This window comes from Bradyrhizobium sp. WSM2254 (assembly GCF_000472645.1).
Lineage (GTDB): Bacteria > Pseudomonadota > Alphaproteobacteria > Rhizobiales > Xanthobacteraceae > Bradyrhizobium > Bradyrhizobium niftali.
Map to the genome: position 1 here is coordinate 278,576 of NZ_AXAB01000003.1, position 26,035 is coordinate 304,610.

General features: G+C 65.2%; 23 protein-coding genes and 1 tRNA gene. 6 read left to right on the plus strand and 18 right to left on the minus strand.

Annotation, left to right across the window (positions count from 1 at the left end):
* Positions 1-11: 11 nt before the first annotated feature.
* Complete coding sequence (locus tag A3M7_RS0106295; RefSeq protein WP_027543164.1) at positions 12-251, minus strand: hypothetical protein; 240 nt, start codon at positions 249-251, stop codon at positions 12-14.
* 399 nt (positions 252-650) lie between these two features.
* Between A3M7_RS0106295 and A3M7_RS0106300 the strand changes: the two genes are divergently transcribed.
* The 3 genes from A3M7_RS0106300 to A3M7_RS0106310 all read left to right on the plus strand — a co-directional run bounded on the left by A3M7_RS0106300 (position 651) and on the right by A3M7_RS0106310 (position 5,603).
* Entirely contained in the window at positions 651-1,823 is a 1,173-nt protein-coding gene (locus A3M7_RS0106300; protein WP_027543165.1) for an efflux RND transporter periplasmic adaptor subunit, read from the plus strand.
* Positions 1,820-4,966, plus strand: a complete 3,147-nt coding sequence (locus A3M7_RS0106305) for a multidrug efflux RND transporter permease subunit (RefSeq protein WP_027543166.1) — start codon at positions 1,820-1,822, stop codon at positions 4,964-4,966. Before A3M7_RS0106300 ends, A3M7_RS0106305 begins: the two co-directional genes overlap by 4 nt.
* Positions 4,967-5,030: 64 nt before the next feature.
* Positions 5,031-5,603: an invasion associated locus B family protein gene (locus A3M7_RS0106310; protein ID WP_027543167.1), complete on the plus strand. Its 573-nt coding sequence runs from the start codon at positions 5,031-5,033 to the stop codon at positions 5,601-5,603.
* Between the two features lie 13 nt (positions 5,604-5,616).
* Here the strand turns inward: A3M7_RS0106310 and A3M7_RS0106315 are convergent, their stop codons facing one another.
* Positions 5,617-7,905, minus strand: a complete 2,289-nt coding sequence (locus tag A3M7_RS0106315; protein ID WP_027543168.1) for an arylsulfatase — start codon at positions 7,903-7,905, stop codon at positions 5,617-5,619.
* Between the two features lie 107 nt (positions 7,906-8,012).
* Here A3M7_RS0106315 and A3M7_RS0106320 point away from each other — a divergent pair, with 107 nt between their 5' ends.
* Positions 8,013-8,678 carry a TetR/AcrR family transcriptional regulator gene (locus tag A3M7_RS0106320; protein WP_049823246.1) on the plus strand — a complete coding sequence of 222 codons (666 nt, stop codon included), beginning with the start codon at positions 8,013-8,015 and terminating at the stop codon, positions 8,676-8,678.
* Here the strand turns inward: A3M7_RS0106320 and A3M7_RS51015 are convergent.
* From A3M7_RS51015 to A3M7_RS0106380, 11 genes are all read right to left on the minus strand, one after another.
* Positions 8,660-8,785, minus strand: coding sequence for a hypothetical protein (locus A3M7_RS51015; RefSeq protein ID WP_256374853.1), 126 nt, complete (start codon positions 8,783-8,785; stop codon positions 8,660-8,662). The genes A3M7_RS0106320 and A3M7_RS51015 overlap by 19 nt on opposite strands.
* 31 nt (positions 8,786-8,816) lie before the next feature.
* Positions 8,817-9,179 (minus strand): DUF1428 domain-containing protein, encoded by a 363-nt coding sequence (locus A3M7_RS0106330; RefSeq protein ID WP_027543170.1) that lies wholly within the window; start codon positions 9,177-9,179, stop codon positions 8,817-8,819.
* Between the two features lie 174 nt (positions 9,180-9,353).
* Positions 9,354-9,427 (minus strand) — tRNA-Gln (locus A3M7_RS0106335).
* Positions 9,428-9,597: 170 nt separating this feature from the next.
* Positions 9,598-9,732, minus strand: a complete 135-nt coding sequence (locus A3M7_RS51020) for a hypothetical protein (RefSeq protein ID WP_256374854.1) — start codon at positions 9,730-9,732, stop codon at positions 9,598-9,600.
* Positions 9,733-9,847: 115 nt separating this feature from the next.
* Complete coding sequence (locus A3M7_RS0106345) at positions 9,848-10,657, minus strand: hypothetical protein (RefSeq protein WP_156936828.1); 810 nt, start codon at positions 10,655-10,657, stop codon at positions 9,848-9,850.
* Positions 10,658-11,114: 457 nt separating this feature from the next.
* A complete protein-coding gene (locus A3M7_RS0106355) occupies positions 11,115-12,086 on the minus strand; it encodes a tripartite tricarboxylate transporter substrate binding protein (protein WP_027543172.1) in 972 nt (323 codons plus the stop codon).
* Positions 12,087-12,143: 57 nt separating this feature from the next.
* Entirely contained in the window at positions 12,144-13,274 is a 1,131-nt protein-coding gene (locus A3M7_RS0106360; protein WP_027543173.1) for an iron-containing alcohol dehydrogenase, read from the minus strand.
* 13 nt (positions 13,275-13,287) lie between these two features.
* Positions 13,288-14,325: a 4-hydroxythreonine-4-phosphate dehydrogenase PdxA gene (gene pdxA, locus A3M7_RS0106365; protein WP_027543174.1), complete on the minus strand. Its 1,038-nt coding sequence runs from the start codon at positions 14,323-14,325 to the stop codon at positions 13,288-13,290.
* Entirely contained in the window at positions 14,322-15,428 is a 1,107-nt protein-coding gene (locus A3M7_RS0106370) for a four-carbon acid sugar kinase family protein (RefSeq protein ID WP_027543175.1), read from the minus strand. The genes pdxA and A3M7_RS0106370 overlap by 4 nt, the downstream gene beginning before the upstream one ends.
* Entirely contained in the window at positions 15,425-16,870 is a 1,446-nt protein-coding gene (locus tag A3M7_RS0106375) for an FAD-binding oxidoreductase (protein ID WP_027543176.1), read from the minus strand. Before A3M7_RS0106375 ends, A3M7_RS0106370 begins: the two co-directional genes overlap by 4 nt.
* A gap of 27 nt (positions 16,871-16,897) precedes the next feature.
* A complete protein-coding gene (locus A3M7_RS0106380; protein ID WP_049823233.1) occupies positions 16,898-17,821 on the minus strand; it encodes a dihydrodipicolinate synthase family protein in 924 nt (307 codons plus the stop codon).
* A gap of 125 nt (positions 17,822-17,946) precedes the next feature.
* On the opposite strand from A3M7_RS0106380, the gene A3M7_RS0106385 reads away from it, so the two are divergent.
* Complete coding sequence (locus A3M7_RS0106385) at positions 17,947-18,780, plus strand: IclR family transcriptional regulator (RefSeq protein WP_027543178.1); 834 nt, start codon at positions 17,947-17,949, stop codon at positions 18,778-18,780.
* Positions 18,781-18,789: 9 nt separating this feature from the next.
* Here the strand turns inward: A3M7_RS0106385 and rnz are convergent, their stop codons facing one another.
* The 4 genes from rnz to A3M7_RS0106405 all read right to left on the minus strand — a co-directional run bounded on the left by rnz (position 18,790) and on the right by A3M7_RS0106405 (position 23,387).
* Positions 18,790-19,695 (minus strand): ribonuclease Z, encoded by a 906-nt coding sequence (gene rnz / locus A3M7_RS0106390; protein WP_027543179.1) that lies wholly within the window; start codon positions 19,693-19,695, stop codon positions 18,790-18,792.
* 67 nt (positions 19,696-19,762) lie between these two features.
* Entirely contained in the window at positions 19,763-20,746 is a 984-nt protein-coding gene (locus A3M7_RS0106395; protein ID WP_027543180.1) for an antibiotic biosynthesis monooxygenase, read from the minus strand.
* A gap of 10 nt (positions 20,747-20,756) precedes the next feature.
* Positions 20,757-22,154: a guanine deaminase gene (gene guaD / locus A3M7_RS0106400; protein WP_027543181.1), complete on the minus strand. Its 1,398-nt coding sequence runs from the start codon at positions 22,152-22,154 to the stop codon at positions 20,757-20,759.
* Between the two features lie 15 nt (positions 22,155-22,169).
* Positions 22,170-23,387 (minus strand): multidrug effflux MFS transporter, encoded by a 1,218-nt coding sequence (locus A3M7_RS0106405; protein WP_027543182.1) that lies wholly within the window; start codon positions 23,385-23,387, stop codon positions 22,170-22,172.
* 472 nt (positions 23,388-23,859) lie between these two features.
* On the opposite strand from A3M7_RS0106405, the gene A3M7_RS0106410 reads away from it, so the two are divergent.
* Complete coding sequence (locus A3M7_RS0106410; protein WP_027543183.1) at positions 23,860-25,368, plus strand: amidase; 1,509 nt, start codon at positions 23,860-23,862, stop codon at positions 25,366-25,368.
* Between the two features lies 1 nt (position 25,369).
* Here A3M7_RS0106410 and A3M7_RS0106415 read toward each other — a convergent pair whose 3' ends face one another.
* Positions 25,370-25,975, minus strand: a complete 606-nt coding sequence (locus A3M7_RS0106415; protein ID WP_027543184.1) for a TetR/AcrR family transcriptional regulator — start codon at positions 25,973-25,975, stop codon at positions 25,370-25,372.
* Between the last annotated feature and the right edge of the window lie 60 nt (positions 25,976-26,035).

The window sequence follows — 26,035 nt, forward strand, 5'->3', positions numbered from 1 at the left end:
CGCTCGCAGCGTCAATCACTGCTCGGCGGCTTCATCAGCGAGAACAATTCGTCGACAGTCTTGTGCGCGACGGCACGCACGCGATCGGTGCTGTCCATGCCGGCGATGTTGACGCCATTCACCACCGCCTTGATCTCGTCGCGGAAGTCGGTGAGGAAGCGCAAGGGATCGCGCTGCTCGTTGGCGACGCGGGCGATCAATCCCGTGATCAGAATCTGACACGCGATCAGCTTGCCGTTCAATTCGTCCATCCTGCGCTCCCGTTGTGGCGCGCCGATATGAACGATGCGAATTTTCCTGACAACCGAAACACCGCCCGCGCGATTTAGAACCGTTCTCGGAAAGCGCTCGTCCAACCGCTTTTGGCAGGCCGCTGTGCCGGCCTTGCACCCAACTCGCCGCGCCCGCCCACACCGGTTGCGAGCATTGCCTAATTTCTGCACGCTGATCGCTCGCGCCGGGAAAATGCAGCACTGCACACCGGCGCGCCAGAGGGCTGCCTAACGGGTGCAAAGCTTTCCGATTGTTTAGGATTCTCAACCGATAGTGCTGTTTACACTGGAACTTGGCGTGTATTATACAAGCGCCCTGGAACCCTATGATTGCCCGGTAATTCGTAGCTGAGGGCACAAGAGCCGACACGAGCCGATATGAAAACAACACGGCCGATCCTCTGGATTCTGATCATCGCGGCCGTGGCCTCCGCGGGTTACTATGGTTGGCAGAAATTCGGCTCGCCAGACCCCGGAAAAATCCAGACGGCACAAAAGGGTCCGCCCCGCGCGCCGGCCGTTCCCGTGAGCGTTGCGCCGGTCCAGAAAGTCGACTTCCCGGTCTACCTGACCGGTCTAGGCACGGTTCAGGGTTTCAACACCGTCCAGGTCCGGCCCCGGGTTGATGGCCAGATCGACAAGATCGCCTTCGCCGAAGGCCAGATCGCCAAAGAAGGCGAGCTTCTGGTCTCGATCGATCCCCGCCCCTATCAAGCCGCGCTCGACCAGGCCAAAGCCAAGAAGGCGCAGGACGAGGCGAATCTGGCGAACGCCAATCTCGAGCTCCAGCGCGCCATGAAGCTCGGCGAATTCGCTACCGCTCAGCGGGTCGACACCCAGCGCTCCACCGTCGCCCAGCTCACCGCCCAGATCGCCGCCGACGACGCCGCGATCTCCAATGCCCAGACCCAGCTCGACTACACCCAGATCAAGGCGCCGATCACCGGCGTCGCCGGCCTGCGCCAGGTCGACGTCGGCAACATCGTCAATGCCTCGACGCAGACCGGCATCGTCACGATCTCGCAGGTCGAGCCGATCTCCGTGATCTTCACGGCGCCGGAAGACCAGCTCGCCTATATCAACGAGGGCCAGAAGGCCGGGGCGCTCAAGGTGATCGCGTTCACCACCGACGGGAAGAAGACGCTGGCCGAGGGCAAGCTCGCCGTCATCAACAACCAGGTCGACACGACCAGCGGGACTATCCGGCTCAAGGCGGTGTTCGACAACAAGGACCACACGCTGTGGCCGGGACAGTCGGTCTCGACGCGGCTTCTGGTGCGGACGCTGAAGGATGCGACCGTGGTCCCGGATGACGCGGTTCAGCATTCGACCAACGGTCTCTACGCCTATACCGTCAATCGGGACAACAAGGCCGAAGTCCACAAGATCAAGGTCAGCTACGCGATCGACGGACGTTCGGTCGTCGACGAAGGCCTCACGCCCGGGCAGCAGGTGATCACGGGCGGTCAATTCAAGGTACAGCCCGGAAGCCTCGTCTCGACGGCGGTGGCGAGTTCGGACCCGGCCCAGAACAAGGTACGACAGGAATGACCGAGGGCGGGATTTCGGCACCTTTCATCCGTTATCCCATCGGCACCTCGCTGCTGATGGCCGGCATCCTCTTTGTCGGTCTCGTCGCCTATCCCCTGCTCCCGGTCGCGCCGCTGCCGCAGGTCGACTTCCCGACCATCCAGATCACCGCCAACCTGCCGGGCGGCAGCCCCGAGACCATGGCCTCGTCGGTGGCCCAGCCGCTGGAACGCCAGTTCGCCCAGATCCCCGGCATCGCCCAGATGACCTCGACGAGCTATCTGGGCACCGCGTCGATCACCATCCAGTTCGACCTCAACCGCAATATCGACGGCGCTGCCAATGACGTGCAGGGTGCGATCAACGCCGCCAGTGGCCAACTGCCGAAAAATCTTCCCTCGCCGCCGACCTACCGCAAGGTCAACCCGGCCGATGCGCCGGTCCTGCTGCTGTCGGCGACCTCGGAGACGCTGCCCCTGACCACCGTCAGCGACGCCGTCGACGCCCAGCTCGCCCAGCAGATCAGCCAGCTCGCCGGCGTCGCGCAGGTGTTCATCGGCGGCCAGCAGAAGCCGTCCATCCGCATTCAGATCGACCCCGCGAAACTTGTCGCCAAGGGCCTGTCGATGGAGGACGTGCGCAGCCAGATCGCGATCACCACGGTCGACAGCCCGAAGGGCAATATCGACGGCGACAAGCGTGCCTACACGATCTACGCCAACGACCAGCTGACCCAGTCCAAGGACTGGAACGACGTCATCATCGCCTATCGCAACGGCGGCCCGTTGCGGATCCGCGACATCGGCCAGGCGGTCAGCGGCGCCGAAGATGCCAAGCAGGCGGCCTGGGCCAACGGCAAGCGCGGCGTGTTCCTGGTGATATTCAAGCAGCCAGGCGCCAATGTCATCGAGACCGTGGACCGGATCAAGGCGACCTTGCCTCGCCTCGTGGCGGCGATTCCGCCCGCGATCAAGATCGAGCTCATCAGCGACCGCACCACGACCATCCGCGCCGCAGTCGAGGACGTCCAGTTCACACTGCTGCTGACCATCGCCCTGGTGGTCATGGTCATCTTCATCTTCCTGCGCAGCTTCTGGGCGACCGTCATTCCCACCATCACGGTTCCGCTGGCGCTGCTGGGCGCGTGCGCCCTGATGTGGGTCGTGGGCTATTCACTCGACAATCTGTCGCTGATGGCACTCACGATCGCGGTCGGATTCGTCGTCGACGACGCCATCGTGATGCTGGAGAACATCACCCGCTACATCGAGGAAGGCGAATCGCCGATGGCGGCCGCCTTCAAGGGTTCCAAGGAAATCGGCTTCACCATCGTCTCGATCAGCATCTCGCTGGTCGCCGTGCTGATCCCGCTGCTGCTGATGGGCGGCATCATCGGGCGCCTGTTCCGCGAGTTCGCCGTCGTGCTGGCGATGACCATCTTCGTCTCGATGTTCGTGTCGCTGACGCTGACGCCGATGATGGCCTCGCGCTTCCTGCGCGCCCATGGCGAGGTAACCCACGGCAAGTTCTACCAATGGAGCGAGCGCGCCTTTGACGGGATGCTGCGGGGCTACGAATACATCCTCGACCATGCTCTGGCCTGGCGCCGCACCACGCTCACGATCTTCTTCGCCACGCTTGGCCTGTCGATCTACCTGTTCGTGCTGATCCCGAAGGGCTTCTTCCCGCAACAGGACGTCGGCCTGATCACGGCGACCTCCGAAGCCTCACAGGACATCTCGTTCAAGGAGATGCAGCGCCGCCAGGTCGAGCTCGGCAAGATCGTGATGGAAGACCCCGACGTCGCCACGATCGCGATGAACATCGGCGGCAGCGGCCGCGCCGGCAACAACGGCAACATGTTCATCACGCTGAAACCTCGCGACCAGCGCGAGGCATCGGCCCAGCAGATCATCGCACGGCTGCGTCCGAAGTTCGACAAGGTCGAAGGCGCCCGCCTCTACATGCAGGCGGCCCAGGACGTCCGGCTCGGCGGCCGGCCGACCCGCACGCAGTTCGAGTTCACCCTGCAGGACGCCGATCTCGGCGAGCTCAACGACTGGGCGCCGAAGATCCTCGCCAAGATGGCGACGCTGCCCGAGCTGCGCGACGTCGCGACCGACCAGCAGACGCAGGGCACCACGGTTCAGCTCAAGATCAACCGCGACACCGCCTCGCGCTACGGAATCCAGCCGCAGCTGATCGACGACACGCTGTATGACGCCTTCGGACAGCGGCAGGTCACGCAGTATTTCACCCAGCTCAACACCTACAAGGTGATCCTCGAGATCCTGCCGGAGATGCAGGGCAATCTCGACAGCCTCAACAAGCTCTATCTGAAATCGCCGCTCACCGGCGACCAGGTGCCGCTGTCGACCTTCGCGACCTGGACCACCGATCCGGTCCGTCCGCTCTCGATCAGCCACCAGGGCCAGTTCCCGGCGATCACGATCAGCTTCAACCTCGCCCAGGGCGTCGCGCTCGGCCAGGCCACCGAGGCCGTGCAGAAGGCGATGGCCGATCTCGGCGCGCCGCCGACGCTGAATTCGAGCTTCCAGGGCACCGCGCAGGCGTTCCAGCAGTCGCTCGGCACCGTGCCGCTGCTGATCCTCGCCGCCCTCGTCGTGGTGTATCTGATCCTCGGCATCCTCTACGAGAGCTACATCCACCCGATCACGATCCTGTCCACCCTGCCCTCGGCCGGCGTCGGTGCGCTCCTGATCCTGATGGCGGCCGGCTTCGACTTCAGCCTCATTGCATTGATCGGAATCATTCTCCTGATCGGCATCGTGAAGAAGAACGGCATCATGATGGTTGACTTCGCCATCGCCGCCGAACGCGACGAGCACAAGACGCCGGCGGAATCGATCCGCCAGGCCGCATTGCTGCGCTTCCGCCCGATCATGATGACGACGATGGCGGCGCTGCTCGGCGGCGTGCCGCTGATGCTCGGCCACGGCACCGGCGCCGAAATCCGCCAGCCGCTCGGCTACGCCATGGTCGGCGGGCTGATCGTCAGCCAGGCGCTGACGCTGTTCACCACGCCGGTGGTCTATCTCTATCTCGACGAGCTCAACAACTGGTTCTCGGGCTGGGGCCGTTCGGATGACGGCGAAGGCCACGAGACGTCCGCGCACGGCACCGTCAAGCAAGCCGCCGAGTAAGCTTGCGCCGCGGCTCTCGCGACGCTACAGCGAGGCTTCCGGTTCACGCCAACGCAGTCTCGCCATGCCCATGCAATCCAGACTTGTCGCCCTCGCCGCCGCTGTCCTGCTGTCGACCGGTGTCGCCTATGCCCAGCAGGGCGCCAAGAAGAACGGTGCTCCCTCTGCCCCGGCGGCACAGCCCTCGCCCGCGCCGACGCAGCCACAGGCCGACGGCGCTCCGGCGCAGCAAGCCGGCTGGGTCGTGCGCTGCACCAGCGTCAGCCGCGATGCGCCGCTCGAATGCGCGATGGAGCAGAACGCGGTGCTGACCAAGACCGGCCAGACCATCGTCCTGATCAACATCCGCATCGCGCCCGACACCCGCACGCCGGTGGCGCTGCTGCAATTGCCGCTTGGCCTCAACCTTCCGATCGGCGCCAAGCTTCAGGTCGACGAGGGCAAGACCGTCGACCTCCAGATCCAGACCTGCGAGAATCGCGGCTGCTACGCCTCGACGCCGATCGCGGCGGACCTGCTCGCGGCCTTGCGGTCGGGCAAGCAGCTGAAGGTCTCCTTCCAGAACATGGCCAAGGAGACGATCGCGATCCCGATGCCGCTGGGCGATTTCGCGGCGGCCTACGACAAGATCAAGTAACGGGCTTCTTCCGCTACTGCCGCGCCATCTGCGCGTTGCTGACGGCATTGCCGTCGAGCTTCTGGTCGTTGTGCATGGTGACGGTGACGCGCAGCAGCCGGCCCTCGAACTCGAACGGCGCCTCGTAATGCGACACCGGACTGCCGCGGTCGCGGCCGATGTCGAGACCGGACCACGAGATCAGCGTGTGGAAGCCGAGCTGGGTCTGGAGCGTGCCCGCCGGCTCGCCATCGATCAGCAGCGTGTATTCGGTGACGCCAGTGCGCGAGCCCTTGGCCGGCGGCTCCTTGCGCAGGAGGCGTTCGACGTGCACACCGAGCCGCCGCGCGCCTGACCGCACCTTGCGATCGGAGCGGACGACCTGGTGACTGCCGCCGATGTTGAGGTCGTGCACGAGATGGCCGTCCTTGACGTAGAGGCTGTAGCCCGAGGTCGCATCGCCGTGCGCGATCAGCACACCGTTGGCGCCCGCCTCATCGATCTCGACATGCGCCTCGATCGTGTAGCTGCGGCTGCGCACGTCGGGCGCGACGTCGGTCGGCACGTGGCCCATTCCATGATGGAAGACGAAATGGTGACGCGCACCGTGGAAGCGCGAGGCGTTCTCCGCAAAGCGCGGCCCGAAACGGTCGTCGAGCGGCAGCACGTTGTGCTTCTCCGCCTCCTCCCACCAAGTCGCGATCATGCGGCCGAGACGCTCCGGCTCCTTCGTGGCGAGATCATGGGTCTCGGAGAAATCCTGGTCCAGATGAAACAGCTCCCATCTGTCGTTCTCGAACGGCGTGCCGGGCGGATGGTAGGCGACCGCCTTCCACCCCGCCTGCCAGAGGCCGCGATGGCCGAACATCTCGAAATATTGCGGCGAGCTTTTTGAAGGCGCAGACGCGTCCGTGATCGAGCGCGCAAAGCTCTCGCCTTCGAGCGGCATCTGCGGGCAGCCCGCAATTGTGCCGGGCGACTCGATGCCGATCAATTCCAACAGCGTCGGCGTGAGGTCGCAGGCGTGGACGAACTGGTGCCGCAGCTCGCCTTTGCTTGCGATCTTGTTCGGCCAGTTGATGACGAAGGGATCGCGGATGCCGCCGCCATGGGTGTTCTGCTTGTAGCGCCGCAGCGGCGTGTTCGACGCCATCGCCCAGCCATGCGGGAAATTGCTGTGGGTGTCGGGCCCGCCGATGTCGTCGATGCGGCTCAGCTTTTCGGCGATGGGCTCCGGCTTGAAGTTGAACGGCCCCATCGCGTTGACGAAGCCGAGCGGCCCGCCCTCCTGGCTCGCGCCATTGTCGGACATCACGATGATGACAGTGTTGTCGCGGATGCCGGCCGTTTCGAGAAACGCAACGAGCCGGGCAAGATGCCGGTCGGAATGGTCGAGCATGCCGGCAAAGGCTGCTTGCAGGCGCGTGAACACGCGGCGCTCGTCCGCGGAATGATCCTCCCAGGCCTTCACGCCGTCATTGCGCGGCGGCATCCGCGTGTCCTGCGGCACCAGCCCCATCGCCTTCTGGCGCGCCAGGCGCTGCTCCCGTTCGACGTCCCAGCCGTGCGCGAAGGTCGCGTCGTAGCTCCTGATGATATCGGCGGGCGCCTGATGCGGCGCATGGCAGGCGCCGAGCGCAACCCAGGTGAGCCAGGGAATCTCCGGCCGGTCGGCGACGTGATCGCCGATGAAGCGGATCGCCTGGTCGATCAGGTCCTCGGTCAGGTGATAGCCGTCGGCGAAAGTGCCCGGAGGATCGATATGCGTGTTGTCGGACACGAGCTCGGGCGCATACTGATCGGTCTCGGCATCGAGGAAACCGTAGAAGCGATCAAAGCCGCGCCCGAGCGGCCAGCCGTCGAACGGGCCGGTGGCGCCGCTTTCGGTCAGCGGCGTGACGTGCCATTTGCCGACCATGTAGTTGCGATAGCCGTGGGTGCGCAGCATCTCGGCCAGCGTCCCTGCCTCGCGCGCGATCTTGCCGCGATAACCGGGATAGCCGGAATCGAAATTGGCAAGGCAGCCGACGCCGACCGAGTGATGATTGCGTCCTGTCAGCAGCGCGGCGCGCGTCGTCGAGCACATCGCCGTGGTGTGAAAGCCGGAGTAGCGCAGCCCCTCCGCGGCGAGCCGATCGATGGTCGGCGTCTTGATTGTCGAGCCGTAGCAGCCGAAATCGGAGAAGCCGACGTCGTCGAACAGCACGACCAGGATGTTCGGCGTACCCTCGGGCGGCTTCGGCGCCTCCGGCCACCAGGGTTTTGACTCCGCAACCGTCTTGCCGACGGTGCCGCGGAACGGCGTGCCGCTGCCTGCGCTCATCTGCTCCTCCCTGCCTGTTGCGTGAACTGGACGGTTGACCCGCGGTCCGACCACGCTTAAATTATAATCCGAATTATGATTATGATTTTTGCCGGATGCAAGCGCGGATGCGGCCAAGCTCGGACGAACCCGATTTCGACCTTCCCGGCGTTGCCCCGTCGCGCCAGAAGCGCAGCCGCGAGACGACGCTGGCGCTGCTGCGCGCCGGCGCCGATATGCTGCGGGCGCGGAGCCTTGCCGAACTCTCGATCGAGGCGCTCTGCGCCGAGGTCGGCGCCACCGTCGGCGCCTTCTACAGCCGCTTCGAGAGCAAGGAGGCCTATTTCAACGCCCTGATGGCGCTGGCCACGCGCGACGGCGAGCAGCGGCTGGGCGAGATCAGGCGGCCGTCACCCGGCGCCGGCCTCGACAAGCTCTGCCAGGTCATCATCAGCGGCATCATCGCCTGGATGCGCAACCACGAGGGCGTGCTGCGCGCGGCGCTTCAGCATGACGACACCCGCCCGGACAAATGGACGCCGTTCAAGGCGCTCGCGAAGGCGACCACGATGCGCGCCACCCCTCTCCTGCTGCCCGCCATGGGCAAGGGACGCAAGGCCGCAAAAACCCGCACCATCGCTTTCAGCTTCCAGGTCGTGCTGGGCACGCTGGTAAACGCGATCCTCAACGATCCCGGGCCGCTGTCGCTTTCATCGAAAGAGATGGAGACGCGGCTGGCCGGTTGCCTGTTGCTGCTGCTTCAGGCGGAGATGGGTCACTCGACTCCGAGATAGGCCTTCTGCACCTGCGGGTCTTCCGCAAGCGCCGCCGCGGTGCCCGATAGCACGCTCTTGCCGACCTGGAGCACGGACAGCGGACCCGGATTTCGCTTGCGCTCCATCCGGGCTACGAGTCTCCCTGCTCTACCTCACTCAACTGATGACATCGCTCGCGCGCAGCAGAGTCGTGAAGCCACCATAGATCATGCGCTTGCCGTCAAACGGCATGTCGCAGCCCTTGAGCCGCGCATCCGCCATCACCTTCTTGTTGACGGCATCGCGGCTCTCACGGTCGCGGTAGACGATCCAGGAGAACACGACGAGCTCATCCTCCTTCGCCATCACCGCGCGCGGAAACGATGTCAGCTCGCCATAGGGAACGTCGTCGCCGATGCATTCGACATAATCGAGCGCGCCGTGCTCCATCCAGACCGCGCAGGCCATTTTCGCCAGCGCCTTGTAGGCCTCGATCTTGTCCTTCGGCACGGCCAGCACGAAACCATCGACATAGGGCATCACGGATCTCCTTGGGTTGTGTGTCCCAAGGACGACGGAGCGCGCCGCGATCCGACCCCGCCGATGCGCTTTCAGATGAGGCAAACCGTCGCGAGCGGCGGCGCGGCGAGCCGGGCTTCGCAAATGGTGCGGCTGCGGGGCGGGTCAATCATGGCTTGGGAAAAGCGCCTGAATTGGCTGGGGAACCTGGATTCGAACCAAGACAAACAGAGTCAGAGTCTGTTGTGCTACCGTTACACCATTCCCCAACGGAATAGCCGAACAAATTCAATAGCTTACCAATTTGTCCGACTGTGGCCGGAAGCGCGTTTGGCGCAAATCACGGCTCAGGCGTGGCAGCGTTCTACCCGCTCGGCTCCGGGCTGGCAAGCGCGGCGGTGCACGGGGCTGTGAACCGGCACCGGGGACCGAAAGGGGCCTATTCCGGCGCCAGCGTCGCGAGCCCGGCTTCGATAATCGTGATCTCCTCGTTGACCCGCGCGATGGCCGGCTTCGGGTCCACGCCCGTGACGGCCGTCAGTTGCCGGAGAGGCGCCTGCCGATGCGCCGACATCTCGCGAGCCGCATCGCGGTCGTTCAGACGCGGAATCCATCAAAGCTAAGCTCAACGGAACGAGACATCGTAGCACGTCGATGATAACGATTTCGCCCCTGCGGTTCGCTGCGCGCTATCGAATTTCCTCGTGTTGCCGTCGCTTCCGATTTTTCCGCCGTTCAACCGCGTAGCGACCTGGCGAAAACGCCTCGGGCTCATTCAACAAACTCACCGCCGCACGATAACCGTCCCAGTCCGCTTCCTTCATCCCCGTTTCCGCATCGCCCATTGGCACGATACCGTCCAGCTCTTCGCAGCGCATTGTTTCGTCCGAGAAGCAGCTTTCATGCACCGGCTTAACTTGAAACAATGGTCGGCTCTTGGAAATGAATATCTCTCTGCCGGTCGTGATCAGCTGCACGTTGATGAAGAGAGGCCGGCAATAGTTCGCTTCGATGATCGCTTCGTATGGAACGTAGTCACTGGAGCTACGCAAATTGCATGTCGGGCCGATGCTCAGGCCCCACCCCTTTTCGGTCGTTACCAGCAACCCCGACCAAATTTGCAAGATGCCAGGATGAAACAACCCCGCGACCAAGGGGGGCCAACTCTTCTTCATATCCGGAGGTGCGAACCTGCCCCAATAATCGATGAATGCTGGGTCAATGTCGTTCACGACATCATAGGGTACCGCGTCTAACGGGCACCATTCTCCGTTCCTGGCCAGCAGGATCTGGGTCCCATCCCATAGCGCCCGGATATCGCAGGGAGGAAAGATATACCAACCGAAGGAGGACGCCGTCCGAATTGCTTCGCAGTACTGGAATGCGGCCGTGGGCAGCGTTCCAAGAGCAGAAGCGTCCGCGCGAAGTGGCCCGGGCGAACTCAGCAGTGCCTTTCGAAAGACCACGACAGGCCTTCTGGTCGGCGCTTCAGTTTCCATCTTTCACTCTCGCTCACGAGGGCGACGCAGCCTGGCTTCGACATGTCTAGATGACCCAGGCTGCGTCCCACGGCGCTCTGGACCCTATTTGGTCGTCGCGCTCGATGTCGGCTTCTGCTGGTTCCTTGTCGCGCCCTTCTTCAGGTGCTTGGAGATCTTGGCGGGCAGCATGCCGCCATAGCCCATACCGACCTTAGCTCTCATCGGATTTGAGGGCTTCCGTTCAGAACGTCTTCCCATTGAGTGCTCCTGTCTGAGAACGTCGCCGAAAAGTGGCGACTTATGAACTATAGTGTCCGCTCAAAAATAGAGTCAATCTAAGGTTGCATTGCTGGGTGCAGATTTTCTGTGCACGCGCCGTGGTTGCGCCATGGCGACAGGGCCGCGCGACTGCCGCGCGGAGCCGCAATCCGAATTGACCCACATCGAAAGTCGGCAGACGAGCCGACCCCGCCCCCTAGTCCAGCTTGATGTTCGCCGCCTCGATCACCTTCTTCCAGCGCGCTGTCTCCGCGGCGATGTAGGCAGCGAACGGCTCCGAATCCACCGCCACCGCGGCCGCACCGAGCTCGGCCATCTTCTGCACCGTCTCCGGCTGCTGCATGAAGGCGCGGATCTCAGTTGAGAGTTTTTCGACGATCGGCTTCGGCGTGCCCGCAGGAACGAGGAAGCCGTGCCAGGCGACCGCCTCGAAGCCCGGCAGGAATTCGGCGACGGTCGGGACTTCCGGATCGAACGCGGCACGCTTGGGCGTTGCGGTCGCAAGCATCGCGAGCTGGCCGGTCTTCACCTGCGGCAGCAGCAGCGGCACGTTGTCGAAGGCGAGATCGATCTGGCCGCTGAGCAGATCGGTCAGCATCTGGCTCGAGCCCTTGTAAGGCACGTGCACCATCCTGGTGCCGGTCATCTGCTGAAACAGTTCGCCCGCAAGATGCTGCGAGGTGCCGACGCCGGCCGATCCGAACGAGACCTTGTCCGGATTCGCCTTCAGATAGGCGATCAGCTCCGGCACGGTGCGCGCCTTGATCTTGTTGGGGTTCACGACGAGTACGTTGGGCACGATGCTGATCTGGGCGATCGGCACCAGATCCTTGTCCGGCTGGTAGCTGAGCTTCGGCCCATAGAGCGAGGGGTTGATCGCGAGCGCCGACGTGCTGGCAAGGCCGAGCGTGATGCCATCAGGCGCCGATTTCGCCAGCCGCGTCACGCCGAGGATCGAGCCGGCGCCGCCGACATTCTCGACCACGAAGGGCTTGCCGAGCTTGACCTGCAAATGGTTGGAGACCATGCGCGCGAAGATGTCGGCGGTGCCGCCGGCGGCGAAGGGAACGATCACCGTCACCTGCTTGGACGGATAGCCGTCCTGCGCCTTCGCCGGCGACGTCGCCAGCAGCATGACCGAGGCAAGAACAAGCCACATCGATCTCATCGAAGTTTCCCCTGTTTTACTGTGTTGTTGATTGGCTGCCGCGCGCGGCAGAGATAGCTAGAACGCGACCTCGTACATGTTCAGGATCGCATCCCGGCCGAGATCGCGCGGGTTGTTGTCGAGCAGGCGGCGAATGGCGTGCGCCTCGTCGGCCATCACGCCGAGATCGTTCCTGGGCACGCCAAGCGCGGACAGCCGCATCTCGATACCGAGATTCCTGCAGAACTCGTAAGTTGCGTCGAACGCGCGTTTCGCATCGCCCTGCTCCGGCAGTCCGAGCGCCCGGAGCACCGCGACCGTCTTGGCCTCGACCGCCGGCATGTTGAAGGCCAGCGTGTGCGGGAAGATCACCGCGCAGGCGAGCCCGTGCGCGATATGATGGCGCGTGCCAAGCGGATAGGCCACCGCATGGCCGGCGGTGGTGTTCACCGGCCCAAGGCAATAGCCGCCATAGAGCGAAGCCAGGGCAAGACCGGCGCGCGCCTCGCGGTCGCCGCCGTCGGCCACCGCGCGCTTGAGATAGCGCCCGACCAGCCGCGCACCCTCGAGCGCATAGAGGTCGATCGTCGGATGCGCCTTGCGGCTGGTATAGGCCTCGACGCAATGCGCGAGCGCATCGACGCCGGTGGCCGCAGTGACCTCCTTCGGCACGGTCATGGTCAAGTCCGGATCGACGATGGCGATATCGGCGAGCATGAAGCGGCTCTGCACCGCCTGCTTGTTCTGGCTGACGGGATCGGTGACGAGCGCGCGGGTGCCGGCCTCGCTGCCGGTGCCCGACGTGGTCGGGATCTGCATCAGCGCCACGCTGCGGCCGGCCACCTTCTCCGGCCCGACGATATCGGCAAAGGCCACGTCGGAAGTGCAGAGCACCGCGACCAGCTTGGCGAGATCCATCGCGCTGCCGCCGCCGAAGCCGACGACGAGATCGGGCTTGGCCTCGCGCGCCATCGCCACGGCCTTCTCGAGATTGGGCAGGTCCGGCTCGGGCTTGACGTCGCCGAACACCTTCACCACACCCGGCAGCGCCAGCATGTCGACGCGGCGAGCATTAAAAGGATCCGAGATCACCAGCGGCCGCTTGGCGCCGATCCGCTCGGCAAAGCGTGCCGCAGCCGTGATCGTGCCGTTGCCGAATTCCAGGGTGGTGGGACGTTGGATTTCGATAGGCGTGAAAGCGTTAGTCATCGTGCAGTCGATCTCATGATTTGGATGCGGAAGCGCCAGCGGCCAGCCGTTCGGCATAGTCGATGGCCTCGATCAGGCTGTGCTCGTTGGCGATGCCCTTGCCGGCGATGTCGAAGGCGGTGCCGTGATCGACGGAGGTGCGGATGATCGGCAGGCCCAGCGTGATGTTGACGCCGGAGAGCTCCTGCCAGCGGCCGGTCGCGGGATCGACCTGGAAGCCGAGCAGCTTGACGGGAATATGCCCCTGGTCGTGATACATCGCCACCGCCGCATCGAACTGGCCGGCGCGCAGCTTGACGAAGATGGTGTCGCCGGGCACGGGGCCGACGACGTCGAGACCATCGGCGACCGCTTTGGCGATCGTCGGCGCGGACACATCGATATCCTGCCGGCCGAACAGGCCGCCCTCGCCCGCATGCGGGTTGAGCGCCGCGATCGCGATCTTCGGTTTGGCAATGCCGAGCCGGCGCAGCGCATCGTTGGTGAGGTCGATCACCAGGCGCAACCGCTCCGGCGTCAGACGCTTCGGCACGTCCTCCAGCGCGACATGAGTCGAAACATGGCTGACGCGCATGTTGCCATGGGCGAGCAGCATCACCGAGCCGCGCACACCGGTCAGATGGGCCAGCATCTCGGTATGGCCGGGGAAATGATAGCCGGCCTTGTTGAGCGCTTCCTTGTTGAGCGGTGCCGTGACGATGGCCGCGGTACGGCCCGCCTGCGTCAGACGCACGCCCTGCTCGATCGCCTTGTAGGCAAAGCGGCCGCCATCGGCGCTGAGCACGCCGGGCTTGATCGGATCGCCTTCGGCGTCGGCTTGCAGGTAGCAGAGGTTGGGCCATTCGGGATCGTCGGCCGACACCTGCGGGATCGCAACGTCGGTGTCGAGCGCGGCCTTTGCGCCGTCCAGTGCTGCACCGCTGCCGATGACCAGCAGGCGCAGATCGCCCGTCGCGATCCGGTCCTTCAGCCCGACACAGGCCTTGACGATGATCTCCGGCCCGATCCCGGCCGGATCGCCCATGGTGATGGCAAGATGACGAGAGGTCATGTCGGACTCTCCATTCTGAGCAGATGATTGTCCCGGAGCAGATCACGCCAGAGCTCGCGGGTGCCGAACGCTCCGGACTTCGAGACGACGTCAACGCCGGCCCAGCGCCCGCCTTGCAGCACTGAACGCGGAAGTCCCGGCACGATGCGTCCTGTCACCTGGAGGGCATCGGCGCCGAGGGCAATGCATGCGGCTTTCAGAGTCTCGCCGCCGGCAACGATCAATGTGCCGGGCTGATCGAGCGAAGCGATCAGCGCCGTCATCTCGCGCGCGATCCGCCGCGCCGCCTCGGCGCGCGTCAGGCCTTCGGCGAGAGAGAATTTGACCAATGCGATTTCGTCACCGGCGAGCTTGCGCTGGACACGCGCGGCGCCCTCGCCTTCCGCAAGCGCGATGGTCGCCCCGCCGCATGCGGCGAGCTGCGACGCCGTGGCGGCCTGGTCGGAGCCGAACAGCCCCAGCACCGGCAGCTTCAACTGGCTCGGCGCATCGGCACGGTGGCTCCGGGCGAGCGCCCCGGCCAAACCTCCGCTTCCGCACCACAGCACCGGCCCCGGCATGCGCCGTCCCATCTCCACCACACGATCGAGATCGATGTCGCTCTCGGCATCGAAGACCTGAACGCCGGCCTGCGCCAGCGTATCAGCCTGCCCCTGCCGCGCCTCAATGCCCTCGAACTGCAACTGGGCGAGGAGATTGTCGCCGACACGATGCCACTCGCCTTGCACCGTGCGCGCGAATTGCTGGCCATCGACGGTACGGCGCCCCTGATAATCGAAGGCAGGCGCGACCACGCAAGATGCCCAATGGCCGCTGCGCAGGCAGGCGCCGAGCTCTGCCGCCCACGCCCCACGCAGGAGGCTATCGACCTTCTTGTAGCCGATCGTCGCCCCGCGCAGCTGCGGCGCCAGCCGCTCGACGATCTCGACGCTCTCCGCCTTGGAGCGCTCGCGCGTGCCGCTGTCGATCGCAAGGCTCCGGGAGCCTTGCGTCGCGGGCTCTGCCGGCCACGTGACGTCGAACGGTCCGCACAGGCCAACGAACTCCGCCGCGGTGTCGAGCGCACCGGTGAGGTCGTCGGCAAGCAGGCGAACGCTCGTCATCGCCGCACGCCTCCCGCGGCGAAAATCTTGCCCGGATTCATCAGGCCATTCGGGTCGAGCAATTGCTTGATGTCGCGCATCAGCTCGATGTCGAGGGGATCGGCAACGCGAGCGAGCCGGCCGCGATTGGTGATCCCGATGCCGTGCTCGGCGCTGATGGCCCCGCCTTGCGCCGCGGTCTCGTCGTCGACGATCTCGTTGATCTCGGCCACCAGCCTGGCCGTCGCATCCGGGTCCTCGCAATGCACGCGATCCATCAAGGCCACGACATGGATGTTGCCGTCGCCGATATGGCCGTGCATGACCACATTCGCATGCGGCACGGCGGCCTTGATCCGCGCCTCGACATTGTTGACGAAGGCCGCCTGGCGCTCCAGCGGCACGACGCTGTCATGCGACACCACGTAACCGCTGCGCTTGTTGCCTTCGGAGACGCTGTGCCGGACCGCCCAGATCGCCTTCGCCTGCGCCAGGCTGGAGGCCAGTACGGCGTCCTCAGCAAGCCCCGCCTCCATCGCCTCGGCAAGCACCGCAGCCAGCGGCTCGTTCAGGTCCACGCCCGCGAGCGTGTCGGTCAGCTCGACGATCAGATACCACGGCGTCGTCAGCTCGAAGGGGATCGTGACATGCGGCACAGTCTTCGCGATCGCCCCGATCTGCGACCGCGACATGATCTCGAGGCTGCCGAGCCGGTCGCCGACAGCACCGCGCAGGCGCTGCATGATCTCGAGCGCCTGCTCGACACCCTGCAACTTCAACAACGCCAAAGCCGAGCTGCGCGGCGGCGCGAACAGTTTCAGCACCGCCGCGGTGACGATGCCGAGCGTTCCCTCGGCGCCGATGAAGAGCTGCTTGAGCGCGTAACCCGTGTTGTCCTTGCGTAGCGCGCGCAGGCCGTTGAGGACGCGCCCGTCGGGCAGCACGACCTCCAGGCCGAGCACGAGATCGCGCGTCGGCCCGTAGCGCAGCACGGCGGTGCCGCCGGCATTGGTCGAGATGTTGCCGCCGATCTGGCAGGAGCCCTCGGCGCCGAGGCTCAAGGGAAAATAGCGATCGACGTCCCGGGCCGCGTTCTGCACGTCGGCGAGGATGCAGCCGGCCTCCACGGTGATCGTGTTGGCGAGCGGGCTGACGTCGCGCACCGCCCGCATGCGGTCGAGCCGGATCACGACATTGCCCGCGCGATCGTCCGGCGTCGCCGCGCCGCACATCCCGGTGTTGCCACCCTGCGGCACGATGGCGAGCGGCCTTGCCGCGCAGAATTTGACGACGGAGGCGACCTCGGCGGTCGAGCCGGGCTTCACCACCGCGACGGCGCGGCCGTGATAGCGCCCGCGCCAGTCCACCACATAGGGCTCCTGGTCGGGCCCGGACGCGATGACGTGCTTGTCGCCGACGATATCAGCGAGCCCGGCCAACGCATCCTGGAAAGAATCGGACATCGGATCGCCTCGTCGCCCGCGCCAAGTCTAGACGGTGGCGGCGGCGAATGCAGCGGCATCCGCGAGCAGCTCTTTCACCTGAGCCGGCGGCAGCGATTCCAGCGGCGGCCGCAGCCGCTGCCATCCGGAGTGACCGGTACGCTCGGCCACCAGCGCCTTCAGCGAGGCCATCTGCGGGAACCGCGAGACCAGCTCGCGCGCCTTCACGATGCGCGCCTGCGCCGCCTTGAGCGCCGCATCGTCGTCGCTGTCGCGAAAGTGCTTGTAGACATAGGCGAGACTGCGCGCGACGAGATTGGACGTCGCGGTAATGCAGCCTGCGCCGCCCTTGCGCAGCAACGGCAGCATCAACGGGTCCGCGCCGCCCAGGACCGCGAACCCGGGGAAGCGCTCCACCATTGCGGTCATGTTGGCGAAATCGCCGGACGAATCCTTGATGCCGGTGAAGACGGCCGGATAGGCCTTGCGCAGCCGTTCGATCAGCGCATGCGAGATCGGCTGCGCCGACATCTGCGGATAGTGGTAGAGCACGACTTTCAGGCGCGCATCACCGATGCGCTGCACCACTTCGCTGTAGGAGGCGTAGATGCCGTCATCGCTGACGTTCTTGTAGTAGAACGGCGGCAGCATCACCACGGTGTCGACGCCGACCGAAAGCGCGTGACGCGTCAGCGCGATGGTCTCGGTGAGCGCGGCAACGCCGGTGCCGGGCAGAAGCCGCCGCGGCGCGATGCCGGCGGCCACCACGGCTTCGAGCAGCGCAGTGCGCTCCGCAACGGAAAAGGAATTGGCCTCGCCGGTCGTGCCGAGCAGCGCAATGCCGTCGCAGCCCTCATCCAGGAGGTAGCGGCAATGCTCCACGAAACGCGCGTGATCGGGGGTGAGCTCGGCGTCGAGCGGCGTCAGCGCGGCGCAGAACACGCCATGAGGGTGCAGCGATGATGTCGACAAAACTTCCTCCGATCGCCAAATCGATATTGTTCGGAATGCGAACATTTGTTATTTACTGTTGCTGTCAGTAAAATCAGCGCGCGCCTGCGTCAAGGGTGATGCTGTCATGACGGGGGCATTCGAGCATGGCCAAGGTCCAAAAGAGGGTCGCGAAGCGCAAACCTGAAGCTAGTCCAAAGAATCCCAAGAATTATGTCGCTTCCGTCGGCAAGGCGTTTGCCGTGCTCAGGAGTTTCACCAGCGAGGCCTTCGAGCTCACCTTGAGTGAAGTTGCCGCACGCGCCGATCTCGATCGCGGGACCGCGTTCCGGCTGATCCAGACCCTGATCGAGCTCGGCTATCTCCAGCCGGTTCCGCAGAGCCGCCGGTTCCGCCTCGGGCTCGCCTGTCTCGACCTCGGCTACACCGTGCTGTCGCACGGATCGCTGCGAGCCATCGTTGAGCCGCTGCTGCGCGGCCTCGTGCCTGACGTGGGCGATGCGGCCTCGCTCGGCATCCTCGACGGCGGCGACGTAATCTATCTCGCTCGCGTCGGCGCCGGCCTCGACCGTCACAAGATGGATCGCCGGCCGGGTTCGCGCATTCCCGCCTACAGCGCCGCGCTCGGCCATGTCATGCTGGCGCATCTGGCGCGGGGCGAGCAGATCGAGCGACTGGAAGCGCGCCCTCGCGTCAAGCTGTCGGAGCGAACGCTGACCGATCTCGACGCCCTGCTCGCCCGGCTCGACCTCGTGAAGAAGAAAGGCCACGCCGTCTCCGACGGCGAGAACGCCTATGGCTTGCGTACGCTGGCCACGCCGATCTTTGACGCCCAGGGCGTCGTGATCGGGGGATTGAGCGTCACCATCGACGCGATGCGGATGGACATGCCGGCCTTTCGCGACCAGGCGCTGCCGCGACTGATGCAGGTGACGCGCCAGGTGCAGGACATCGCGATCAAGTCGGGATTGTCGGGCTGAGGGCCGCGACTAGACGACGATGTGATCGAAGTCGGCGGCGATCCGGCTGTTCGGGAAGATCCTTGCCGCCTCGGCCCGGATCTCTCCGTCCTCGTAACGTCCCGACATATGGGTCAGCACGAGCTGTCCGACATTGTTCGCGGCGGCAAAGGCGGCTGCTTCTGCTGCGGTAAGGTGGCCATAGTCCCGCGCGGTCGGCGCGTCGCGATCGAGGAACGTCGCCTCGATCACCAGCATGTCGGCGTCAGCGACGTATTGCGACAGCCCCTCGGTGGTCTCGGTGTCGCCGATCACAACGAGCTTCCGGCCGCCGCTCGGCGGCCCCAGCACGTCCTCCGGATCAATGGTCCGGCCGCCTTCGATCACGACCGGCCGGCCTTGAGCCAATTCGCCGCGCAAGGGACCGTCGGGGACACTGAGCGACGCGAGGCGATCGGGCTGAAGGTGGCGACGTGCTGGGCTCTGGAAGGAGAAGCCAAAGCTGTCGGTGTCGCGATGGCGGACCGGAAAGCAGCCGATAGTGAAGTCGCCGGCATCGATGACCTGGCCTTCGGTCAGGGCTGCGAATTCCACAGGGATCGGCGCCCTGCCCGCGCCCCACAGACCCGCCAGCATCCGGATGACGATGTCGAGCGTGCCAGGGCCGCCATGAATGGTCATCGCGTCCGAGGTCTGCCGCAAACCCAGCGTCGAGAACAGGCCGGGAATGCCGAGCACGTGATCGAGATGGGCGTGCGTCAGCAGGATCCGGTCGAGCCGCCGGAAGCCGGCGCCGCTGCGCAGCAGCTGACGCTGCGTGCCCTCACCGCAATCGACCAGGATGCGCTTGCCCACCGCCTCCACCAGGAGGGCGGGATGGTTGCGTTCCGCCGAGGGAACGCTGGCCGAGGTCCCGAGAAATGTCAGGGCGAACATGCTCGTCACTGTCCAGAGACCGCCGCTCTTCCCAACAGCACCGGAGCGGCCGGCACGGTGGACGGTCTCACCGTCCCCAATGCCATGCGAGCAGCAGCGCGTACAGGCCCATCGACGCAGCGTAGAGCGCGGCAAGCAGTGCGTATCCCGCGATCTGCCGACCGAGCGCCGCCTTCGGCGTGACCCACCAGTCCAACGCCTTGAAGGCGGCCGGCACCAGCCACCAGCCGAGCAGCTGGGTGCTCACGAGATTGCCGACGAACAGCGACAGCCAGACCGGCACGCCATGGCTGTCGATCAGCGGCCGGCTGATGAAATAGCCCCAGAGGTAGACCACCGGATAGAGCACCAGCAGGACGATGAGGTTGCTCTTCCAGATCAGCGCGGGGCCCTGCTCCGGCGCCCGCGTCTTGCCGGCCGGGAACCAGAAATTGAAGCCGTAGCTCGCCCGCTTCACATTCATGCCCGCGTTGAAGCGCGCGCCCTCCTTCAGCAGCGTCTGCCGCATGGGAGAGTCGAGCCAGGCATTGAGGTTGGCGTCGCTGTCGAACGACAGGATGACGATCCACTCATCGTGCAGGCCCGGAATGGGCCGCTCGATCTTGTGCCGCAAAAATCCTTTGAACTCGGCTTCCGCGGCCTGGATGCGCTGCTGCCATTTGAGGAATGCGTCCTCGAGCCCGTCAGGTACCTTGAAGGAGATGACGGCTGAGACCGCGCTGTCGCGTTGAACGCCGGTGTCCGGCAGAATATGGACATCCTCCGAACCGACGAAGAATCGTTGTATCTCCGCAATCAGCTTCGCCCGCACCTCGCTCTGAAGCCAGGCGCGCGCCGCGGCCGGGCTGGCGAAGCGCAGGATCGTCACCCAGTCCACATGCGCCGGCGGTTGCGGCGGCACCACCTCCTGGCCGAGGAAGCCCGGCCATGACTTCAGCACCTCGCCGACCTCGCCGTTCCACCGTGCGAACGCGGCAAAGCCGTCGTCGGCGATGCGGCGCTGGATGACGAGGGCGACCGGCTGGCCGGCCGTATCGGGTGATCCGTTCATCGCGTCCGCTTCAGTTCTTCTTGTAGAGACGCTTGCCCATAACCCAGGTCTCGTCGACGCAGCGATCGTCGCCGACCATCATGACGGCGAATAGCATGTTCGCGGCTTCATCGACCGTGCGCGGACCGGCACCGTCGGCGACCAGCGACTGGTGCCAGGGTTGAGCGACCGGGCCGCCGTTCGGATCGAGCGCGACGAAATCGGCTTCCTTGCCGGGCTCGAAATTGCCGAGCTTGTCGTCGATGTAGAGGCCTTCGGCACCGCCGAGCGTAACCGACCAGAAGCCACGATAGGGCGAGAGCTTGTTGCGCTCGGCTTCCGCGAGGTCCTTGCGCGACGGATCGATGCTGCCGTCGAGCATCGTGTTGTTGCACATGCCGACCTTGTAGGCGTCGTCGAGCACGGAGATCATCGAGAAGCGGTTGCCACCGCCCACGTCAGTGCCGAACGACATCTTCACCCGATGCTCCGGATCGGTGGCGCGGCCAAGGCGGAACAGGCCGCTGCCGAGGAACAGGTTCGAGCACGGGCAGAACACCACCGCCGCGCCCTTCTTGGACATGCGGCGGAATTCGTTGTTCGAGAGATAGACGCCATGGCCGCCGGAGAACTTTGGACCGACCAGATCGAACTTCTCGTAGACGCCGAGATAGTCCTGGCAATCCGGGTGCTCGACCAGCACGCCGCTGCACTCGGCCGGGTTCTCGGAGATGTGGGTGTTGACCCAGCAGTCCGGATGCTCGTGCTTGAGGCGCTGACACGCCTTGAGCAGCTCCGGCGAGGCGCCGAAGGCGAAGCGCGGCGTGATGGCGTAGAGGTTGCGCCCCTTGTTGTGGTACTGCGCGATCAGACGCTTGCTGTCGCGATAGAAGTTTTCGGGCGTGTCGATGAATTCGGCCGGCGCGTTGCGGTCGATCCCGGTGAGGCCCGCGATGACGCGCATGTTGCGGCGAGCCGCTTCCTCGAACAGCTCTTCCGTCGAGACCGGCGAGGAGCTGGTGAAGGCCTGGCAGGTTGTGGTGCCGCCGGCGAGCAGTGCGTCGAGAAAACGCTTCACGCCCTCGCGCGCGTAGTTGCGGTCCTTGTACTTGATCTCCTCGGGATAGATCGACTTCTGGAGCCACGGCAGCAGCTGCTCGCCATAGGCACCTAACACCCGGGTCTGCGGCAGATGGATGTGGCCGTCGATGAAGCCGGGTACGATGATGCGGTCCTTGATATGGGTGACTTGCACGCCGGGGTGTGCGGTGGCAATCTTCTCGTAGGGACCGAACGCCTTGATGACGCCGTCGGTGACGACCATGAGGCCGTCCTGATGAAAGCGCGCGGCGGCCTGCTCGTTGCCGACGTGCTTCCAGGGATCGTCGACGAAGTCGAAGAACGTGCCGCGAATACCGATGGTGGTCATGAATTGGGTCCTTCCTTAAGTCTGGGTGGCGTGGCGCGCCGCGGGCAGCGAGATCGCAAGCAGCGTGCCCGCAACAGTGCAGAGGCCGAGATAAAGCCAGCCGATCGGCGCCTGCGTTGCTTCAGGCAGCACCGCCGCGATCGCCATGGCACCGCTCACCGCGAGGTAGCAGAGCGCGCTGATGAGGCCGCCGATCAGGCCGTGGTCACGCTCGAACAGGCCGAGCGCCATGCCGTACATCATCGGGCACAGGACGCCGCAGCCGCCGAGCACCAGCGCGCCGCCGATCGTGATCGACGCAAAATCGAGACCGATGGTCATGCCGGTCGCGGTCAGGACCGCGGAGCCTGCCAGAAACAGCGCGAAGGCGCCGAAGCCCAGCATGCGGGCCGGCATGAAGCGCGCGAAATGCGCGCAACCGAGCTCGCCGGCGAGATTGACGCCGCCAAGGCCGAGCGCGACGAGGCCGTAGATGGCCGCCGAATAACCGAGGCCGGTCTGGTAGAAGAACGGCGCGACGACGCCGAACGCCAGCTGCGCGCTCGCGGCAGCGGCAAAGACCAGCACGAAGGCCAGGAAGCCCGGACGAACGAGCGCCTCTCGGAGGATGCCGGCCGTGCGGCGCGGATCGAACGGCGCGCGCCGCTCTGCCGGCAAGGTTTCGGGCAGCAGCAGCACGACGATCGCGGCGACGATCGCCGCGGCAACGGCGATAATGACGAACACTCCGCGCCATGACGTCAGCTCGACGATGAAGCCGCCGGCCGCCGGCGCAAGCACGGGCGCGAGCCCCCAGGCCGCGCCAAGCAGGCCGGAGATTGCGGTGAGCTCGCGGCCGCGAAAGCAATCGGCCGCGACCGCGTAGGCGACGACGAGGCAGGTGCAGCCGCCGACGCCTTGCAGGAAGCGCAGCGCGAGCAGCAGCGAAGCGCTGGTGGCGAGCGCACAGGCAATGCTCATCGCGATGAGAACCGATAGCCCTGCGAGCAGGACGTTGCGGCGACCCAGCGTATCGGAGGCGATGCCGACTGGCACGAGTGCCAGACTCATACCGAGCATGTAGGCGGTGACGGTGTTCTGCATCGACGCCGGATCGGCGGAAAGATCCACCACCATCTGCGGCAGGCCGGGCGTATAGGCATCGAGTGGAATCTGGCTGAACGGCACGACGCACAACAGGATCGGCACGATCCCACCCTTCGCGCGACCGGCGTCAGAAGCAAGTGCAGTCATGGGTAACGCCCCCTCGATGCCGGCTGCTCCTGTCTTTTCGTGCGCGCAATGCGATGCGACGATGCAGGCTGCGGATATTGACGCGCGGAGCGTGCCAGAACTGTGTGTAAAAATTCTTAGGAGTTCCGATTGAATACGGACTCTGGCGGGCTGCTCTGTCTCTGTTGGAACGCTCAGACAAAAAACGCGAAAACAACCCCATGCACAGTACAAATCATTGAAGAATTTCGCCCCGCGCGGCGTGAGCCCCGCCAGCGCAGACGTTTGACACGTCGGGCAAGACAGGCGCAGGATTGCATGATCGCCGCTTGGGAACTCGCCGTCGAGCCGACGCCATTAACCGTTCGGAAGGCATCGCTGTTTTCGGACGGTGCTGTCCCCCCAAATGGCAAGCAGGTCTGGTGTGTGTCCCGGATTGCGCTACGCTCCATCCGGGCTACGAAGTATCAGCAGTCACACAATGGAGATCGAGATGCAGGGCGGGTTGGCCTCGGATAGCGCTGACTTGGATTACGGCTCGATCAGCGCGCTTCTGGGTGCCCTGCACGCACGCAAGGTGTCTGCGTCGGAACTGCTCGAGCATACGATCGCGCGCATCGAGGCGCTGGACGGGCGGATAAATGCCGTCATCGTTCGCGATTTCGATCGCGCAAGAGACGCCGCACGCGCGGCCGACGCTGCGCTTGGCCGCGGCGAGCGTCAGCCGCTGCTCGGCATTCCCGTGACCCTCAAGGAACCGTTCAACGTCGCCGGCCTGCCGACGACATGGGGCTTTCCGCATTTCAGGGATTTCCAACCGGCGGAGGATGCCCTCGTCGTCTCGCGGTTGAAGGCGGCGGGCGCCGTCATCATCGGCAAGACCAATATCCCGATCGGGCTCAGGGATTTCCAGAGCTACAACGACATCCACGGGACGACGAACAACCCGTGGGATCTCGGCCGGTCACCCGGCGGCTCCTCGGGCGGATCGGGGGCAGCGCTGGCCGCGGGCTTCGGTCCACTCTCGATCGGCTCGGATATCGGCGGATCGATCCGGGTTCCTTCGCATTTCTGCGGCGTGTTCGGACACAAGCCGAGCCTCGGGCTGGTCCCGCTGCGCGGATACAGTCTGCCGCCGGCGCTACCCGTCCCTGGTCAGGGCGATCTGGCTGTCGTTGGACCGATGACGCGCACGGCCTCGGATCTCGCCCTGGCGCTCGACGTGATTGCCGGCCCCGACGAGACGCGGGACGGGATCGGCTATCGCCTTGCACTGCCGGCGCCGCGACATGACCAACTGAGGGATTTCAGGATCCTCGTGATCGATACTCATCCGTTGATGCCGACGGGCGACGCCGTGCGTTCAGCCATTGGACGATTGGCGGACCGGCTCGACAAATCGGAGGCGCGGGTTGCGCGCTCGAGCACGCTGCTACCTGATCTCGCCGAATCCGCGCGGCTCTACATGAAGCTGTTGAACGCCGCGCGGAGCCCGCGCCTGACCCAGGCCGCCCTCGCAGAGGCGCAAGAAGTTGCCGCGGCACTCTCGCCCGACGACCGCAGCCTGCAGGCCGAGCGCGCCCGCGGCTGGGGCATGATCCATCGTGAGTGGCTGGCGACCGACGCGGCCCGCCTGCAACTGCAACAGAGGTGGCAGCAGTTCTTCCGCGAGTTCGATGCGGTGATCTACCCGGCCGCCGCCGTGCCGGCCTTTCCACATGACCAGTCCGAGCCGTTCGACGCGCGGCAGCTCGACATCGATGGAAAGCTCTACAACTACTCCGATGCGTGCTTCATCTGGGCTGATCCCGCATCGACCTGCGGCCTGCCGGCAACCGCCGTTCCGATCGAGCGCACGCCTTCGGGCCTGCCGATCGGCGTCCAGATCATCGGGCCTTATCTCGAGGACCGGACAACGATTGCGCTGGCCGGGCTGATCGAGCGCAAGTTCGGTGGTTTTGTCCCACCGCCGTCGCTGCCGGCAACGTCATCCGCGAAATGAATCAGGTTCTCTCGGCCGACTGCGCCTCGACCGCCTGCACCGCGACGTTCGCCACTTGCCGCAGCGCTTCGCGATCCGCGCCCGAAGACGCCATCACGCCCATACCAACTGAGACCGCCGAGACGTAGCGCGCGAGCGCCGCGGGATCAGAGGTCGGCTTGAGATCGCCCTCCGCCTTGGCGCGGATGAAGCGGTCGCGGAGCTGGTCTTCGTTCTGGGCGCGGCGGGCGGCGAGTTCGAAGGGGACGTTCTCGGAGCCGCTGCCGCAGGCGATGCCGCCTTGCACGAGCAGGCATCCGGGAGGATTGGCAGGATCGGTCTGCTTGTCGGCGATGCCCATCAGCATCCGCTCGGCAACCTCACGAGCGGTCGGCGCGGCAACCACCTCGTCCATCCAGACGCCACGCAATTTGGTGTAGCGATCGAGCGCGGCCTTCAGCAGGCCTTCCTTGTTGCCGAAACAGGCATAAAGGCTCGGTGGGTTGATGCCCATCGCGTCGGTGAGCTGGGCGATCGTGGCGCCCTCATAGCCATGGCGCCAAAACACTTCCATCGCCTGGTCCAACGCCACATCGGCGTCGAACTCGCGGGGGCGTCCCATGCCCATGTGCCTGTCTCCTCGGAATTCACGTTCTGCCTGAGGCTTAACGCCTAATCCTATCTATTT

Coding starts and splice junctions, on each gene's coding strand:
- rnz (WP_027543179.1), bottom strand. CDS start 19,695: ATGTTCGCCCTGACATTTCTCGGGACCTCGGCCAGCGTTCCCTCGGCG.
- A3M7_RS0106405 (WP_027543182.1), bottom strand. CDS start 23,387: ATGACTGCACTTGCTTCTGACGCCGGTCGCGCGAAGGGTGGGATCGTG.
- A3M7_RS0106320 (WP_049823246.1), top strand. CDS start 8,013: ATGCGGCCAAGCTCGGACGAACCCGATTTCGACCTTCCCGGCGTTGCC.
- guaD (WP_027543181.1), bottom strand. CDS start 22,154: ATGACCACCATCGGTATTCGCGGCACGTTCTTCGACTTCGTCGACGAT.
- A3M7_RS51015 (WP_256374853.1), bottom strand. CDS start 8,785: ATGGAGCGCAAGCGAAATCCGGGTCCGCTGTCCGTGCTCCAGGTCGGC.
- A3M7_RS0106415 (WP_027543184.1), bottom strand. CDS start 25,975: ATGGGCATGGGACGCCCCCGCGAGTTCGACGCCGATGTGGCGTTGGAC.
- A3M7_RS0106300 (WP_027543165.1), top strand. CDS start 651: ATGAAAACAACACGGCCGATCCTCTGGATTCTGATCATCGCGGCCGTG.
- A3M7_RS51020 (WP_256374854.1), bottom strand. CDS start 9,732: ATGTCGGCGCATCGGCAGGCGCCTCTCCGGCAACTGACGGCCGTCACG.
- A3M7_RS0106385 (WP_027543178.1), top strand. CDS start 17,947: ATGGCCAAGGTCCAAAAGAGGGTCGCGAAGCGCAAACCTGAAGCTAGT.
- A3M7_RS0106355 (WP_027543172.1), bottom strand. CDS start 12,086: ATGAGATCGATGTGGCTTGTTCTTGCCTCGGTCATGCTGCTGGCGACG.
- A3M7_RS0106345 (WP_156936828.1), bottom strand. CDS start 10,657: ATGGAAACTGAAGCGCCGACCAGAAGGCCTGTCGTGGTCTTTCGAAAG.
- A3M7_RS0106410 (WP_027543183.1), top strand. CDS start 23,860: ATGCAGGGCGGGTTGGCCTCGGATAGCGCTGACTTGGATTACGGCTCG.
- A3M7_RS0106360 (WP_027543173.1), bottom strand. CDS start 13,274: ATGACTAACGCTTTCACGCCTATCGAAATCCAACGTCCCACCACCCTG.
- A3M7_RS0106315 (WP_027543168.1), bottom strand. CDS start 7,905: ATGAGCGCAGGCAGCGGCACGCCGTTCCGCGGCACCGTCGGCAAGACG.
- A3M7_RS0106370 (WP_027543175.1), bottom strand. CDS start 15,428: ATGACGAGCGTTCGCCTGCTTGCCGACGACCTCACCGGTGCGCTCGAC.
- A3M7_RS0106310 (WP_027543167.1), top strand. CDS start 5,031: ATGCCCATGCAATCCAGACTTGTCGCCCTCGCCGCCGCTGTCCTGCTG.
- A3M7_RS0106375 (WP_027543176.1), bottom strand. CDS start 16,870: ATGTCCGATTCTTTCCAGGATGCGTTGGCCGGGCTCGCTGATATCGTC.
- A3M7_RS0106395 (WP_027543180.1), bottom strand. CDS start 20,746: ATGAACGGATCACCCGATACGGCCGGCCAGCCGGTCGCCCTCGTCATC.
- A3M7_RS0106330 (WP_027543170.1), bottom strand. CDS start 9,179: ATGCCCTATGTCGATGGTTTCGTGCTGGCCGTGCCGAAGGACAAGATC.
- A3M7_RS0106295 (WP_027543164.1), bottom strand. CDS start 251: ATGGACGAATTGAACGGCAAGCTGATCGCGTGTCAGATTCTGATCACG.
- pdxA (WP_027543174.1), bottom strand. CDS start 14,325: ATGACCTCTCGTCATCTTGCCATCACCATGGGCGATCCGGCCGGGATC.
- A3M7_RS0106305 (WP_027543166.1), top strand. CDS start 1,820: ATGACCGAGGGCGGGATTTCGGCACCTTTCATCCGTTATCCCATCGGC.